10 protein-coding genes and 1 pseudogene are annotated in these 15,796 nt (G+C 74.5%); 5 read left to right on the top strand and 6 right to left on the bottom strand.

Annotation, left to right across the window (positions count from 1 at the left end; genetic code table 11):
* Positions 1–75: 75 nt before the first annotated feature.
* Positions 76–4,743: an ATP-dependent helicase gene (locus AB0J33_RS25055; RefSeq protein WP_363616482.1), complete on the top strand. Its 4,668-nt coding sequence runs from the start codon at positions 76–78 to the stop codon at positions 4,741–4,743.
* 127 nt (positions 4,744–4,870) lie between these two features.
* On the opposite strand, the gene AB0J33_RS25060 is transcribed toward AB0J33_RS25055, so the two are convergent.
* On the bottom strand, positions 4,871–5,425 hold the full coding sequence (locus AB0J33_RS25060) for a hypothetical protein (RefSeq protein ID WP_363616484.1): 555 nt from the start codon (positions 5,423–5,425) through the stop codon (positions 4,871–4,873).
* A 95-nt stretch (positions 5,426–5,520) separates the two neighbouring features.
* On the opposite strand from AB0J33_RS25060, the gene AB0J33_RS25065 reads away from it, so the two are divergent.
* Positions 5,521–6,321 (top strand): SAM-dependent chlorinase/fluorinase, encoded by an 801-nt coding sequence (locus AB0J33_RS25065; protein ID WP_363616486.1) that lies wholly within the window; start codon positions 5,521–5,523, stop codon positions 6,319–6,321.
* A gap of 25 nt (positions 6,322–6,346) precedes the next feature.
* Positions 6,347–6,589, top strand: a complete 243-nt coding sequence (locus AB0J33_RS25070) for a CPCC family cysteine-rich protein (RefSeq protein ID WP_357349926.1) — start codon at positions 6,347–6,349, stop codon at positions 6,587–6,589.
* A 27-nt stretch (positions 6,590–6,616) separates the two neighbouring features.
* Here the strand turns inward: AB0J33_RS25070 and AB0J33_RS25075 are convergent, their stop codons facing one another.
* Positions 6,617–7,879: a hypothetical protein gene (locus AB0J33_RS25075; protein WP_363616488.1), complete on the bottom strand. Its 1,263-nt coding sequence runs from the start codon at positions 7,877–7,879 to the stop codon at positions 6,617–6,619.
* A 109-nt stretch (positions 7,880–7,988) separates the two neighbouring features.
* Here AB0J33_RS25075 and AB0J33_RS25080 point away from each other — a divergent pair, with 109 nt between their 5' ends.
* Together AB0J33_RS25080 and AB0J33_RS25085 are read left to right on the top strand one after the other, a co-directional pair.
* Positions 7,989–8,798, top strand: coding sequence for a DNA-formamidopyrimidine glycosylase family protein (locus tag AB0J33_RS25080; protein WP_363616490.1), 810 nt, complete (start codon positions 7,989–7,991; stop codon positions 8,796–8,798).
* Between the two features lie 166 nt (positions 8,799–8,964).
* Positions 8,965–12,582 carry a hypothetical protein gene (locus tag AB0J33_RS25085; RefSeq protein ID WP_363616492.1) on the top strand — a complete coding sequence of 1,206 codons (3,618 nt, stop codon included), beginning with the start codon at positions 8,965–8,967 and terminating at the stop codon, positions 12,580–12,582.
* Between the two features lie 27 nt (positions 12,583–12,609).
* On the opposite strand, the gene AB0J33_RS25090 is transcribed toward AB0J33_RS25085, so the two are convergent.
* From AB0J33_RS25090 to AB0J33_RS25105, 4 genes and pseudogenes are all read right to left on the bottom strand, one after another.
* A complete protein-coding gene (locus tag AB0J33_RS25090; protein WP_363616494.1) occupies positions 12,610–13,395 on the bottom strand; it encodes a hypothetical protein in 786 nt (261 codons plus the stop codon).
* Between the two features lie 23 nt (positions 13,396–13,418).
* Positions 13,419–14,291, bottom strand: coding sequence for a PspA/IM30 family protein (locus AB0J33_RS25095; RefSeq protein ID WP_363616496.1), 873 nt, complete (start codon positions 14,289–14,291; stop codon positions 13,419–13,421).
* Between the two features lie 196 nt (positions 14,292–14,487).
* A complete protein-coding gene (locus AB0J33_RS25100) occupies positions 14,488–14,922 on the bottom strand; it encodes a helix-turn-helix transcriptional regulator (protein ID WP_363616498.1) in 435 nt (144 codons plus the stop codon).
* A gap of 293 nt (positions 14,923–15,215) precedes the next feature.
* Positions 15,216–15,734, bottom strand: a pseudogene (locus AB0J33_RS25105) (CinA family protein); the annotation flags it as partial.
* Positions 15,735–15,796 lie beyond the last annotated feature (62 nt).

The following is a 15,796-nucleotide window of genomic DNA, read 5'->3' on the forward strand; positions in this document are numbered from 1 at the left end:
GCTTTTTGCCTTTTGTTGGCTCATTCCGTCGCGAGGTCGCTCGTCGTTGTCGTACCGGAGGAGCAGGATGGACCGGTGACCGAGGCAGACGCAGCCGGCGGCACGGTGCTCGCCGGGTTCGGCCCGGCGACCCGTGCCTGGTTCGACGCCGCCTTCGCCGCGCCCACCGCCGCACAGACCGGCGCCTGGCGGTCGGTCGCCGCCGGTCGCAACGCGCTCGTGGTGGCACCCACCGGCTCGGGCAAGACGCTCGCGGCGTTCCTCTGGTCCCTGGACCGACTGGCCCGCGAGCCCGCCCCGGCCGAGGCCCGCCAGCGGTGCCGGGTGCTCTACGTCAGCCCGCTCAAGGCCCTCGCCGTCGACGTGGAGCGCAACCTGCGCGCCCCGCTGGCCGGCATCCGGCAGGCGGCCACCCGGCTGGGCGTCGCACCGCCCGACATCACCGTCGGCATGCGCACCGGCGACACTCCCGCCGACGAGCGACGAGCCTTCACCCGCACCCCGCCCGACATCCTCATCACCACGCCCGAGTCGCTGTTTCTGCTGCTCACGTCCGCGGCCCGCGATTCGCTGCGCGGCATCCAGACGGTGATCGTCGACGAGGTGCACGCCGTGGCCGGCAGCAAACGCGGCGCCCACCTCGCCCTCTCCCTCGAACGCCTCGACGAGCTGCTGCCCACCCCGGCGCAGCGCATCGGCCTCTCGGCCACCGTCCGGCCGATCGACGCCTGCGCGCAGTTCCTCGGCGGCGCCCGCCCGGTCGACGTGGTGCAGCCGGCCACCCCGAAGACCATCGAGGTCAGCGTGCAGGTCCCGGTGGAGGACATGACCCGCCTGGACGAGCAGGAACAACCCTCCGAGGACGACCTCGGCGGCCCCGGGCCGCGTCGGGCGTCGATCTGGCCGGCCGTGGAGGAGCGGGCCTTCACCCTCATCGGGCAGCACCGCTCGACGATCGTCTTCACCAACTCCCGGCGCAGCGCCGAGCGGCTCTGCGCCCGGCTCAACGAGCTGGCCGCCGAAGCGGTCGCCGCGGCGTCCAACGAAGGCGCGCTCGACGTACCCGAGGGGTCGCCGGCAGGCGACCACCCGGCGGTCGACGACGGCCCGGCCTCCGGCGCGCAGCGGTGGGGTGGCCCCGCCGGTCCGCTGCGCAACCGGCCGCCGGCCGAGGTGATGGCCCAGGCCGGCGCGGCCACCGGGGCGGCACCCGTGATCGCCCGCGCCCACCACGGCAGCGTCTCCCGGGAGGAGCGCAAGCACATCGAGGAGGCGCTCAAGTCCGGCCAGCTGCCGGCCGTGGTCGCCACCTCCAGCCTGGAGCTGGGCATCGACATGGGCGCGGTCGACCTGGTGGTGCAGATCGAGGCGCCGCCGAGCGTGGCCGCCGGGCTGCAACGGGTCGGCCGGGCCGGGCACCAGGTGGGCGCGGTCTCCCGGGGCGTGGTCTTTCCCAAGCACCGCGGCGACCTGCTCTCCTGCGCGGTGGTCGCCGAGCGGATGACCGACGGCGCGATCGAGGAGCTGCACTACCCGCGCAACCCACTGGACGTGCTGGCTCAACAGATCGTCGCGATGGTGGCGCTGGAGCCGTGGGCGCTCGGCGACCTGGCCGTGCTGGTCCGCCGGGCGGCGCCCTTCGCCGAGCTGCCCGACTCGGCGCTGCACGCCGTGTTGGACATGCTCTCCGGCCGCTACCCGTCCACCGCCTTCGCCGAGCTGCGCCCCCGACTGGTCTGGGACCGGGCCACCGACCTGCTCACCGGCCGCCCCGGCGCACAGCGGCTCGCGGTGACCAGCGGCGGCACCATCCCCGACCGGGGGCTGTTCGGGGTGTTCCTGGCCGGCGCCGAGCGGGCCGCCCGGGTCGGCGAGCTGGACGAGGAGATGGTCTACGAGTCCCGGGTCGGTGACGTCTTCCTGCTCGGGTCGTCCTCCTGGCGGATCGAGGAGATCACCCCCGACCGGGTGCTGGTGTCGCCCGCCCCCGGGCAGGCCGCGCGCATGCCGTTCTGGAAGGGCGACCAGCTGGGTCGGCCGGTCGAGCTGGGCCGGGCCATCGGCGCCCGGGTGCGCACCCTGCTCCGCCAGAGCGACGAGGCGGCTCTGACCACGCTGCGCGACGGCGGGCTGGACGACTGGGCCGCCGGCAACCTGATGGCGTATTTGCGCGAGCAGCGGGAGGCGACCCGTTCGCTACCCGACGACCGCACGGTCGTTGTCGAGCGGTTCCGCGACGAGCTGGGTGACTGGCGGCTGGCCGTGCACAGCGTTCTCGGCGCCCGGGTCAACGGGCCGTGGGCCCTCGCGGTGGGCCGCCGGCTGGCCGAGCGGTACGGGATGGACGCCCAGGTGATGCCCTCCGACGACGGCATCGTGGTGCGCCTGCCGGACACCGCCGACGAGCCCCCCGGCGCCGACGTGGTGGTCTTCGAGCCGGACGAGATCACCCAACTCGTGGAGGAGTCGGTCGGCACCTCCGCCCTCTTCGCCGCCCGTTTCCGGGAGTGCGCCGCGCGGTCACTGCTGCTGCCGCGCCGCGACCCGCGCCGCCGCCAACCGCTCTGGCAGCAACGGCAACGCGCCGCGCAACTGCTCGACGTCGCCCGCGAGTACGCGGACTTCCCGGTCACCCTGGAGGCCGCCCGGGAGTGCCTCCAGGACGTCTTCGACCAGCCGGCGCTGTCCGGGCTGATGCGCGACCTGGCCACCCGCAAGGTCCGGCTGGTCGAGGTGGAGACCAGCGCGCCGTCCCCGTTCGCGCGGTCGCTGCTCTTCGGCTACGTCGGCGCGTTCCTCTACGAGGGCGACGCCCCGCTCGCCGAGCGCCGCGCCGCCGCGCTCGCCCTGGACTCCACGCTCCTCGGCGAGCTGCTCGGCCGGGTCGACCTGCGGGAGTTGCTCGACCCGGCGGTGCTCACCGAGACCGATCGGCAGTTGCGGTGGCTGACCGAGCAGCGCCGTCCCCGCGACGCCGAGGACGTCGTCGAGTTGCTGCGGGTGCTCGGTGACCTGAGCGACGCCGAGTTGACCGAACGGGGCGTGCCGGAGACCTGGCTGCGCGAGCTGGAGGCCACCCGCCGGGTGCTGCGGGTGCGCATCGCGGGCGAGCAACGCTGGGTGGGCGTCGAGGACGCGGCCCGCCTGCGCGACGCGCTCGGCGTGGCGCTGCCGGTGGGGGTGGCCGAGGCGTACCTGGCGCCGGTGGCCGACCCGCTCGGTGACCTGGTGGCCCGCTACGCCCGCACGCACGGGCCGTTCGCGGCGGCCACCTGCGCGGCCCGCTTCGGGCTCGGCGTGTTCGTCGTCGAGCAGGCGCTGCGCCGACTCGGCGCCACCGGGCGGGTGGTCTCCGGGGAGTTCACCCCTGATTCGGCCGGCGCCCAGTGGTGCGACGCCGAGGTGCTGCGGATGCTGCGCCGGCGCTCACTCGCGGCGCTGCGCCGGGAGATCGAGCCGGTGCCGCCCCGGGCGCTGGCCACGTTCCTGCCCCGCTGGCAGCAGGTCGGCTCGTCCGCCCGAGGGGTGGAGGCGCTCGCCGCCACGGTGGAGCAGTTGCAGGGCGCGGCGGTGCCGGCGTCCGCCCTGGAGCGGTTGGTGCTGCCCGCGCGGGTCGCGGACTACTCCCCCGCCCAGCTCGACGAGCTGTGCGCGAGTGGGGAGGTGCTCTGGGCGGGGTCGGGCGCGATCTCCGGCGGTGACGGCTGGATCACCCTGGCGTACGCGGACGCCGCGCCGCTGCTGCTCCCGCCGCCCGACGAGGCGTTGACCCGTACTCCGCTGCACGACGCGGTGCTCGACGCGCTCGGTGACGGGCAGGCGCTGTTCTTCCGCCCGTTGGCCGACCGGGTCGGCGCGACCGACGACGCCGCGCTGACCGGGGTCATCTGGGACCTGGTCTGGGCGGGGCACCTCACCAACGACACCCTCGCCCCGCTGCGCGCGGTGCTGGGCGCCGGCGGCGCGCACCGCGCACGGCCGTCCGCGCCCCGCACCCGTTACCGGCGGCCGGGTCGGGTGGCGCTGCCCACCCGAGGTGGCCCGCCGACGGTCGCCGGCCGCTGGTCGCGGCTCCCGGATCGGGACCTCGACCCGACCCGGCGGGCCGCCGCGCTCGCCGACCTGCTGCTGGAGCGACACGGGGTGGTCACCCGCGGCGCGGTGATGGCCGAGCAGGTCGTCGGCGGCTTCGCCGCGGTCTACCCGGTGCTGTCGGCGCTTGAGGAACGCGGCGCAGCCCGCCGGGGTTACTTCGTCGAAGGGCTCGGCGCGGCGCAGTTCGCCGTACCCGGTGCGGTGGACCGGCTGCGCGCGCTGGCCGAGCCGACCGACGGCGCCCGGGGCCGGGGCGCGGCGGCCACCGTGCTCGCCGCGACCGACCCGGCGAACCCGTACGGCGCGGCGCTGCCCTGGCCGGAACGGGTCGTCGACTCCGGCGACGGGGCCACCCCGGCCACCGGGCACCGGGCCGGCCGCAAGGCCGGTGCCCTGGTGGTACAGGTCGGTGGCGACCTCGTCCTCTACGTCGAACGCGGCGGCCGGACGCTGCTCTCGTTCAGCGACGACGCCGACCCGCTCGCCGCGGCCGGCAAGGCGCTCGCCGACGCGGTCCACTCCGGAGCGTTGGGGGCGATGTCGGTGGAGCGGGCCGACGGCGAGGCGGTGCACTCCTCGCCGCTGCGGGACGCGCTGACCGCCGCCGGCTTCCGGGCCACTCCGCGTGGGCTACGCCTGCGCGGCTGACGCGCCCGAACGCGCAACGGCGACCCGGTCACATTCGACCGAGCGGTATACCTGTGAGTCATATCTATGCCTCAGAGGTATACCGCTCATCGCAGCGACATGCCCCCGGCATCGCCGCCGCCACCACTCAACGCAGGCCGTCGAGGACCTTCTGGTAGCGCGGCCGGTCGGCGGCCGGGGTCTTCGCCTCCAGGTAGTTGAGCACCACCGCGCCACGCCGGTACGACTGGCCGCTCCAGGTCTCGGCGATGTCGCTGGCGCTGGTCTCGTCCGGGAACACGTAGACGGTGACGCCGTCGGTGGCGACCAACTCGGAACACCCCAGGCCGAGGCCGTCCGGCCCGCAGTCGACCGAGCGGTCCTTCGGGTGCGACACCTTCAGGCCCGCGGCCCGGAAGGCGTCGACGACCTGCTTCGCACCCGGCGCACTGGCCGGACGCTTGGGTAGCACCGCCGGCGGCGGGCTGGCCGCACGCCGCTCCGTCGGCCCCTGGCTGGCGGTCGGCGGCGGGCTCGCGGCGGCGACATCGGGCGAGGCCGGGGTCGTCGGCGCGGTCGAGGTCGACTCGGACGAGGCCGACGGGGCCGCTTCCGGGCGACCATCGTCGTCACTGCCACAGCCGGCGGCGAGCGCCACGGCGACCAGCAGGATTCCGATCGCGGGGAGGTTCCGTGTTGTCACCAGGGCAGTCTGCCCAACGCCAACCGGTGGCGGGAGGGGCCGGTCGGCCACTGCGCTGTCCCGTATCCGCCACCCCGTTCCACTAGCCTGCGGGGATGTCCGCCGTGCCCTGGATCTCGCTGACCACCGACTACGGTCTCGCCGACGGCTTCGTGGCCGCCTGTCACGGGATCATCGCCCGGATCGCGCCGACCGCCCGGGTGATCGACGTGACCCACCTGGTGCCGCCGGCGGACGTCCGGCGCGGTGCCGCCGTGCTGGCGCAGACCGTGTCGTACCTGCCGGTGGGGGTGCACGTGGCGGTGGTCGATCCGGGGGTGGGCACCGCCCGGCGGGGCGTCGCGCTGGCCACCCCGGGCGGGTTGCTGGTCGGCCCGGACAACGGTCTGCTGCTGGACGCGGCCACCGCGCTCGGCGGGGTGACCGACGCGGTCGAGCTGACCGAGCCACGTTGGCTGGCCGCCCGGGTGTCCGGCACGTTCCACGGCCGGGACATCTTCGCGCCGGTGGCGGCCCGGCTGGCGCTCGGCGCGCCGCTGGCCGAGGCGGGACCGCCGGTGGACCCGGCGGGGTTGGTCCGGTTGCCGACGCCGACGGTGACCCGGGACGCCGAGGGCTTCACCACCGAGGTGTTGACCGTGGACCACTTCGGAAACGTCCAACTGGCCGCACCGCCGGAGTTGCTCGATCCGCTGCCGGCAACGCTCCGGGTGGGCCCGCCGGGATCCGCGCCGGCCCTTCCGGCGGCGCACGGTCGGACCTTCGGCGACGCCCCGGCCGGTGGCCTGGTCGTGTACGTCGACTCGGCCGGCCTGGTCGCGGTCGCGGTCAACGGCGGGCGGGCCGCGGACGTCCTTCAGGTGTCGCCGGGGGACCTCCTGCGGGTATCGGGGTGATGTTCGACTGTGGAATGCTTCTCCGGTGGGTGAGCATGTGGTTCCTGTGGGCTGTCCCTGCTGTGCGTCAAGGACCGGCGGGGGGACCTGCCCCGTCTGTTTCTGGACCGACGACGGCCAGACCGACGCCGACGCCGACGCCGTCCGGGGTGGCCCGAACGGCGACCTGAGCCTCTCGCACGCCCGACTCAACTACGCCGTCTACGGTGCCAGCCACCCGCGCTACCAGGACATGGTGCGCGCGGCCCGCCCCGACGAGCGCCCCTGACGCGACGCCCGACGGGGCCAGCCTGGTTCAGCAGGCCGGCACGCTGCCGCCGTACACGGTGGAGATGTACGCGTGGCTGACGTACTGGCCGCTGGCCAGGCGGTTCCAGCGGGTGGTGGTGCGGTACGGCCCGGCGACCGACTGGCCGATGACGTAGCACTGGATCGGCACGTGGGCCAGCCGGGCGGCGAGGCCACGGGTCGAGGACGACGTGCTGGGTCCGGTACGGATGTTCAGCGGTCCGTCACCGACCACGCCGCGCGGCCCGCCCCCGGTCCACAGGTAGGCGACGTCGACCCAGGCGTTGGTGGTCAGCCGCAACCCGTCCCAGAACGTGCCGTCGGCGAGGTCGACGCCGGCCGGGTTGAGCACGGTCCGCCCGAACTGGTCCCGTCCGCCGTTGTAGCCGGACTGGTACGCGGCCTGCGCCTCGGGCCGGCCCTGCGGCAGGGTCTTCCAGTTCTCCCGCACCGATGAGGGGTTCCAGTAGTCGTCGCGGGTGTTCCACGGCCCGACGTCCCAGACCGGGGCGTACTCGCAACGGGAGCCGCTGGTCGTGCAGACCCGAACGGTGTAGTCGCCGGTGTTGAGCGGGGAGAGACTCCGCCGCGACGGCAGCGCCACGAAGTGGTCCCGGGGTTGGACGGTACGGCCGTTGGCGGTCAGCTCGCCGACCAGCCCGATGCGGGTGGCGTACACCCGGTAGATGCGACCGGGTGTGGCGGCGGAGACGGCCGCCGTCGTGTCGGCGGTGAACCGCACGCTGCGTACCGTCGCGGTGGCGCCGCCATCGGGGGCGGTGAGGACCACCCGGGTCTGGACCCGGGTGACCGGCCGGTCGAAGACCGCGCCGGTGGTGGCCGCCCGCCATTCCGTCCAGCCGGCGGCCCGCCAGCCGCGGACCTGCGCCTCCACCGTCGCCCCCGTGGGGACCGCGGCGCTGATCTCGGCGCGGACCCGGGTGGCCGGCCGGGCGAGGGCGTGGGGAGCGGTCAGCAGCATCCCCTCGGCCACCGCGCTGTGCGGGCTACGCGCGCCGTGCCCGGTGGGTCGGGCCTCGCGCAGCCGTAGGCCGGCCGCGGTGCGTCGGACGTTGACGTCGTCGCGGTCGACGATCGTGAGGTCGGCGCTCCAGCGTTCGTCGCCGGGCGCGGCCGCGACCAGGGTGATCGGCGCACCGGTGGGTGCGGCCGGGACGGTGGCGGTGGCGGGTAGGAGCCCCGCGGCGAGCAGGAGGGAGAGGGTGGCGACGAGGGCGACGGATGGGATACGACAACAAGGTCGCGTCATGGGCATTCTCCTCAGAACACCCTGACCCTCGCATGTCAGGAGATCATGAGGAACCGGTGTACAAATAGCGACACATGCGAATCTTGCTCGAAAGAGGGAGGATGGCAGGGTGCCCGAAGGCGACACCGTATGGAACACCGCGCGCGTGCTGCACCGCGCGCTGGCCGGCGCGCGGATCACCGGCAGTGATTTCCGGGTGCCGCAGCTGGCGACCACGGATCTCACCGGCTGGACCGTCCGCGAGTCGGCCAGCCGGGGCAAGCACCTGCTGCTGCGCCTCGACGCGCCGACCGAGGGGGCCTGGACCCTGCACTCCCACCTGCGGATGGACGGCGCCTGGCGGGCGTACGCCCCGGGGGAACGCTGGGGCGGTCGGCCCGCGCACCTGATCCGGGTGATCCTGCGCAGCCCGAGCGCTGTCGCGGTCGGCTACCACCTGCACGAGCTGGCCCTGGTGCCGACCGCCGAGGAGGACCAACTGGTCGGCCACCTCGGCCCCGATCTGCTCGGCTCGGACTGGGACCCGGCCGAGGCGGTCCGTCGGCTCGCCGAGCACCCGGAGCAGACCATCGGCGAGGCCCTGCTCGACCAGCGCAACCTCGCCGGCGTGGGCAACCTCTACAAGTGCGAGGTGCTGTTCCTGCGGGGGGTGTCACCGTGGACACCGGTCGGCGGGGTGCCCGATCTGCCCGGCCTGGTGACCCTCGCGCAGCGGCTGCTCGCCGCCAACCGCGGTCGGTGGACGCAGAGCAGCACCGGCTCGCTGCACCGTGGGCAGACCAGTTACGTCTACGGCCGCCGCGCCCAGCCCTGCCGCCGCTGCGGCACCGCGATCCGCAAGGAGGAGCTGGGTGACCGGGTCACCTACTGGTGCCCGGTCTGCCAGCCCGAGCGGCCCGGTCCGGCGTCATCCGGCTGACCAGGGCACCCGTCGGACAAGACCCATCACAGAAACGGACGATTGGGTAATTCCTATCCGGCCGCCGGAGTCGCATGCTGCGGTTGAGCGCTCACCGACCGTCAGCAGAGTGCCGGGGTCCCCACGCCGGGGTGGCGGACTTCGCGCCCCGAACCCGGGGAGAGTCATGGCGATGTTCCGCAGACTCCGCTCCACCTTCTTCGAGCGGACCACCCGCGACACCGACGCCAACGCCAACGGCCGGGTGGCGTCCGTGCCGGCCACGCGTACCGCCGAGGAGGCCGTTCCGACGCCGAGCCTGGACCCGGCCGTGGTGCCCCGCTACTTCGGGCCGGTGCCGAACCACGCCCACAGCCCTCGCCCGAGGCGGGGCCCCGACGGGCAGGTGGCACCCGGGACCGGGCTGCGCAAGTTCGTCGACCCGCTGCCCGTCCCCGGTCACCAGGGCCGCGGTGACCTCGGCAGCCATCTGCCGGTGGCGGCACCGGACACGATCAGCTATCCGGGCAGCGACTACTACGAGATCGGCCTCCAGGAGTACGCGCAACGGCTGCACCGGGACCTGCCGGCCACCCGGCTGCGCGGCTACCGGCAGCTCAACCTCGGCACCGACCCGGCCGGGCACAACACCGTGGTTCCTCCGGAGCGCCCCTGGCACCTCGGACCGATGATCATCGCCCGTCGGGGGCGACCGGTCCGGGTGAAGTTCATCAACCAGCTCCCCACCGGTCGGGCCGGTGAGCTGTTCCTGCCGGTCGACGACACGCTGGAGGGTGCCGGCCTCGGCCCACTGGACGGACCGGCGCCGTACCCGCAGAACCGGGCCGTCCTGCACCTGGCCGGGGCGCAGACCGGCTGGACCAGCGCGGGCAACCCGGGGCAGTGGATCACGCCGGCCGGGGAGATCACCCCGTACCCGACCGGGCCGGGCCTGGTCCACGTGCCGGACATGCCGGCACCGGGCGCCGGGGCCACCACGCTCTACTTTCCGAACGAGCAGAGCGGCCGGCTGCTGTGGTTCCACGACAACACCCTCGGCCTGGCCCGGCTCACCGTCTACGCCGGACAGCTCGCGCTCTACCTGCTCACCGACCCGGCCGAGGACCAACTCGTCGCCGACGCGGTGCTGCCGGACGACCAACTGCCCCTGGTGATCGAGGACAAGACGTTCGTCCCGGACGACACCCAACTCGCCGCCGAGGACCCCACGTGGGACCGGGAACGCTGGGGTGCCCGGGGAAGCCTCTGGCACCCACACGTCTACCAGCCCCGGCAGAACCCGTACCGCTCCGGTGGCCGCAACCCCACCGGCCGGTGGGACTACGGCCCCTGGTCACGCACCTGCGCCCCGGACGACACCCACCCGGACGGCTGGGTGCCGAACCCGTACCACGACCCGGTGGGCGCGCCGGACGAGCCGCCGGTGAACCCTGGCGTGCCGCACCCGTCCGCCGTTCCCGAGGCGTACGGCGACACCCCGCTCGTCAACGGCGTCGCCTACCCGTACCTGGAGGTGCGCCCGCGCGCGTACCGGTTCCGGATCCTCAACGCCTGCCTGGACCGCAGCCTCAACCTCCAGCTCTACCGTGCCTGCTCGGACGCGGCGATGTGGACGGCCGACGGGGCGCTCGCCGACGGCGACGCCGGCGAGGTGCCGATGGTGCCCGCGTCGCGGGCGGCGGACCGTCCGGCGGGGTGGCCGATCGACGGGCGCGACGGCGGTGTGCCGGACCCACGCGCCGCCGGGCCGGAGTTCGTCCAGATCGGTAACGAGGCCGGCCTCCTGCCAGCCCCGGTGGTGCTGCCGAACCGACCGATCGGCTACCGCTACGACCGGCTCGACCCGACCGTGCTGAACGTCGACGGGCACACTCTGCTGCTCGCCCCGGGTGAGCGGGCCGACGTGCTCGCCGACTTCTCCGCCGTGCCGCCGGGCAGCACGCTGATCCTGTACAACGACGCGCCGGCCCCGCTGCCCGGCTTCGACCCCCGCTACGACCAGCACACCGACGGCACGGACCACAGCGCCGAGGGTGGCCCGCCCCCGACCCGACCGGGGTACGGCCCGAACACCCGTACGCTGCTCCAGTTCCGGGTGACCGGGACACCCGCGCCGCCGTACGACCTGAGCCGACTGCGCGAACGACTGCCCCTGGCGTACGCGGCCAGCCAACGCCCGCCGATCGTCCCGCAACCGGCGTACGACCCGGCGTTCGGGACCCGGACCCCGGCGCTGACTACGGTGCCGGTGCACGCCACCACTGTGACGTTCACGCCGGCGGCCGGGACCGGCCCGGTGACCCTGCCGATCGCGGTCAAGGCGGCGCAGCAGATCGTCGAGCCGGAACACGGCCGGGTGGCCGGGCGGCTCGGCGTCGGGCACCCGCACGCCGGGCCGCTCAACCCGGCGACTCTGCCGCTCGGTCCGACCGATCCGGTCACCGAGGTGCTCTTCGCCACCGACCCCGCCGTGCCGATCGGCGCCGCCACCGACGGCACCCAGCTCTGGCGGATCAGCGGCAACGTCCGGCAGACCGAACCGTTGCACATCGGCGGCTGCGACGTACAGGTGGTCAACCGGGTCGGCTGGGACGGCACGGTGCGGCTCCCGCACGGCACGGAGCTGGGCTGGAAGGGGATCGTCCGGGTCAACCCCCGGGAGGACGTGGTGGTGGCGTTGCGCCCGGTCGCCCCGGCGCTGCCGTTCAAGCTGGGCGACAGCGTCCGACTGCTCGACCCGGGTCGCCCACCCGGGACCCGAACCGGGTCGACCCCGATCAGCCCGGCGGACGGTCGACCCGCCACGGTGGTGAACCAGCTGGTCAACCTGGGCTGGGAGTACCGCTGGCACAGCCAACTCGCCGGCCATCGCGACGGCGGGATGACCCGGCCGCTGGTGCTGCGGGTGGCACCCAAGGCGCCGACCGGGCTGACCGCCACACCGGTGCCCGGCTCGGCCACCGCGCTACCCGCGATCGCGTTGGCCTGGACCAGCAACGGCGGACGACCACCGGCCACCAGCCACCTGCTGCAACGGGCCACCGACGCGACCTTCGGCGGCGAGGTCACCACGATCACCGTCGCGGCCGCCGCCACCCGCTACACGGACGCGACAGTCACCCCCGGGGTCACGTACCACTACCGGATCCGGACGGAGAACGCGGTCAGCTACTCGTCCTGGTCCAACGGAGTGCCCGCCTCGGTGCACCTGGCCGCGCCGAGCGGTCTGGTCGCGACGCTCCCGCCGGCCGCGCCGCTGCGGGTGGCGCTGCGCTGGACCAACCGGTCGTTCGCCACCGGTATCGACGTGCAGCGGGCCACCAACCCGACGTTCACCAGCGGCCCGGGCACCACGGCGATCGGGGTGGGCGACAACCACCTGGACGCGACCGTCGCACCGGACACAACGTACTACTACCGGGTCCGGACCACCTACCTGGGGGCCGCCTCGGCGTGGTCGACGGTCGCCGCGGTGACCTCGCCTCCCGCGCCCGGCACCCCGGCCGGGGTGAGCGCCACCGCCAGCGCACCGGGACCGGACACCGCGACGGTGACCCTGGCCTGGGCGGCGAGCACACCCGGCGGCCCGGGGTCGGGGTTCACCGTGCAGCGGGCGCTGGACCCGGCGTTCGACCAGGAGGTGGCCACCTTCACCGTCACCGGCCGCGGCTTCACCAACACCGGACTGGCCCGGGGCGTGACCTACCACTACCGGATCCGGTCGTTCAACGTCGTGGGCACCTCGCCGTACAGCGGGCCGGTTCTGGTGACGACGCCACCGTGACCGGCCGGCGCCGACGCGCGGCCCCGGTCAGCGCGTCGGCGCGCGCAGCGGGGTGCCGACGCCGCGCAACTCGGCAAGGGCCCCGGCGACGCCGTGCAGCAGGTCGGTCGCCTCGGTGAGCCGGTCGGCGGCCGGGTGGGCGGTCTCCGGTCGGGCGTCCTCGGCCAGGTAGCCGGCGGCGGCGACCACCAGCCGCTCGTACGCCGCCACCCCACCCTCCAGTTGGGCGGTCAGCACGGCGTGCGCCTCGGTCAGGGGCGGCCGGGCGTCCGCCGGGGCCAGCCGCAGCGCACGTTCGACGCTGGCCACCCGCGCGGCCAGGTCGCGCAACGAACGGTCGGCGGCTGCGGCCTCCAGCACCGCCGGCTCGGCCAGCCCGGTGAGCCGGGGGGCCATTCCGGCCAGGGTGAGCGCCGCCCGGTCCAGTCGAGCCCACTTCTCGCCGGCGCTGGTGCCGCGCAGCGCGATCCGCGAACGGACCCGGCGCACCTCGGCCAGCACACCGGGGCCGACCGGCAGCCGCTCGACGGCGGCGACCAACCGGGCCCGCGACCGGGCCGCCGCCTCGGCCGGGTCGAGCGCGGGGGGCGCCGGCTGGGCGGCCAGGGCACGCACGTCGATCCAGCGCCAGGCGGCAAGCGCCACCGCACTGCCCGCGGCGCCGGCCCAGGCCGCGTCGGGCAGACCGAGGCCGGCGTACGGAGTCAGCACCGCCGCGGCGCCCCCGAGCCCACCGGCCAGCACACTCCACCGGCGGGCGGACCGGCGAAGCCGACCCAGCCTGCGGAAGTACCGTGTCCGCTCGTCTGCCACCCTGACCCCCTCGGTCCGGTCGTTCAGCCGGCGGCGGTCGGGTCGCCGGTGCCCCGCTCGCGGGCCATGCTGGCGCGCAGCTCGTCCAGCCGGGCGGCGGCCGTCGGGTCGTTGGCCGGGGCGGCCTTCTCGGCCTGCGGCACGGCCGGTCGCTGTGCCGCGCCGCCGAGTTGCTCCCCCGCCATGCTGGAACGGATCTGCTCCAACCGTGCGGAGCCGGCCGAGTCGATGGTGGCCTTCTGGATTTCCAACATACGGCCCTCGACGGAGTTGCCGGCCAGTTCGGCGCGACCCATCGCGTTGGCGTACCGCCGCTCGATGCGGTCGCGCACCTCGTCGAGCGACGGGGTGGTGCCCGGCGCGGTCAGCGACGACATCGACTCCAGCGAGCGGGCCACCGTCTCCTGCATCTTGGCCTGCTCCAGCTGGCTGAGCAGTTTGGTGCGCTCGGCGAGCTTCTGCTGGAGGATCATCGAGTTGTTCTCGACCGCACGGCGGGCCTGGGCGGCGGCGCCCAGCGCCTGGTCGTGCAGGGTCTTCAGGTCCTCGGTGGCCTGCTCGGCGGAGACGAGTTGGCTGGCCAGGGTCTGCGCGGACTGCTCGAACCGGGTCGCCTCGGCCTCGTCGCCCTTGGCCCGGGCCTGGTCGGACAGCACCAGGGCCTGCCGGGCGTTGCCCTGCAACCGCTCGACCTCGGTCATCTGTCGGGACAACTTCATCTCCAGCTGACGCTGGTTGCCGATCACGGCGGCGGCCTGCTGGACCAGCGCCTGGTGCTGCCGCTGGGCGTCCTCGATGGCCTGCTGGATCTGCACCTTGGGATCGGCGTGCTCGTCGATCTTGGCACCGAAGAGTGCCATCAGGTAGTTCCAACCCTTGACGAACGGGTTCGCCATCTCCGTGGTATCCCCTCAGTAGCGTCGCTCCACCACGGCCGGGCCGGCTGGACCGACCATGACCGGCCGGTCTCCATCGTCCCAGCCGAACGCCAACGAGGCATCCGTACCGGGCGGTCGACAGCACCGGCGGCTCCTGCGAGCAACCCTACGCGGCCGGGGCCAGCCCGCCCATGGTCAACCGGATCGGCGAGGCTCAGGCGGCGCAGACCACGTCGCGGTCGCGCTCGGTCGGGCGGACGCGGGTGCTGCGCAGCGTGGCCTTGAGCGGGGAGTCCTGGCGGACGGAGACAGCGACCTTGCCGTCGGAGGTGACCTGACGGACACCCCGGCCGGTGGTCTTGGCGGCGGTCTCGGCCGGCTCGTCCTGCATCGAGACGAGCACCCCGGGCATCTGCTCGGCGAGCGCCACGGTGTCGCTCACCTCACGCAGCAACTCGGACAGGCGAGCGCCGAGGGCGTCACAGATCGCGGCGAGCAGCTCGCTGGACGGCTCCTTGTGCCCCCGTTCGATCTCGGAGAGGTAGCCGAGGCTGACGTTGGCGGCGGTGGAGACCTCACGCAGCGTGCGCTGCTGCCCCTGCCGGCGCGCTCGCAGTGCGTCACCGATCACCCGGCGTAGCAGGATCATCGCACCTCCCCCTGAGGGATACCTCGCGCCCGGCGCCTGGCAGCCGGTCGCGGCGGACCGCGCCGACCCCGAACGTCGGAGCCTTCCCGCAACCGTACCCGTTGTGGGCCCGGGCGACATCCCGCCCCGCCCGTCGGTTCGCCGCGACGGGCTCACCGGGGCACGCCGCCGCCCGTTCCCGCCCCGCCCGGGACGGCCCCGGCCGTGGCTTCTGCGGCATCGGAGTCGGAGTCGGAGTCGGTGGCGCCGGAGTCGGATTCGGCGGCTTCGGAGTCGGATTCGGCGTCGGCGGCGTCGGCGGCGTGGAGGCGCTCGGAGAGCAGGCGCAGCGCCTCGACCACCGCTGCCGCACGGACATGATCCCGCCCGCCGGCCAGGTCGAGCTGGCGGACCGTCCCGCCGTTCGGGCCGGCGACCGCGACGTACACCAGGCCGACGGGCTTGCCGTCCTGCGGCTCGGGGCCGGCGACACCGGTGGTGGCCACCCCCCAGTCCGCACCGCAGCGCCGGCGACCCCCCTCGGCCAGCGCCGCCGCCACGTCCGGATCCACCGGGCCCCGCTCGGACAGCAGGTCGGCGGGTACGCCGGCCAGGCTGCCCTTCAACTCGGTGGCGTAGACCACGAGGCCACCCCGGTAGATCCCGCTGACCCCGGCGATGTCCACGATCGAGGCGGCCAGCGACCCACCGGTGAGCGATTCGACGGTGGCCAGCGTCTCGTGCCGTTGGGCCAGCCGGTGCACGGCGCCCGCCGCCGCACTGCCCGTCTCGTCACCATCCGCCGGTCGCCCGGAACCCGCCTCCCACTGCATGAACCACTCCTTCCCCACCCACCGACCCCCAACCCTGCCGACCCAGTTGCGTCGATCATGAA

It is taken from the genome of Micromonospora sp. NPDC049645, assembly GCF_040675155.1.
Lineage (GTDB): Bacteria > Actinomycetota > Actinomycetes > Mycobacteriales > Micromonosporaceae > Micromonospora.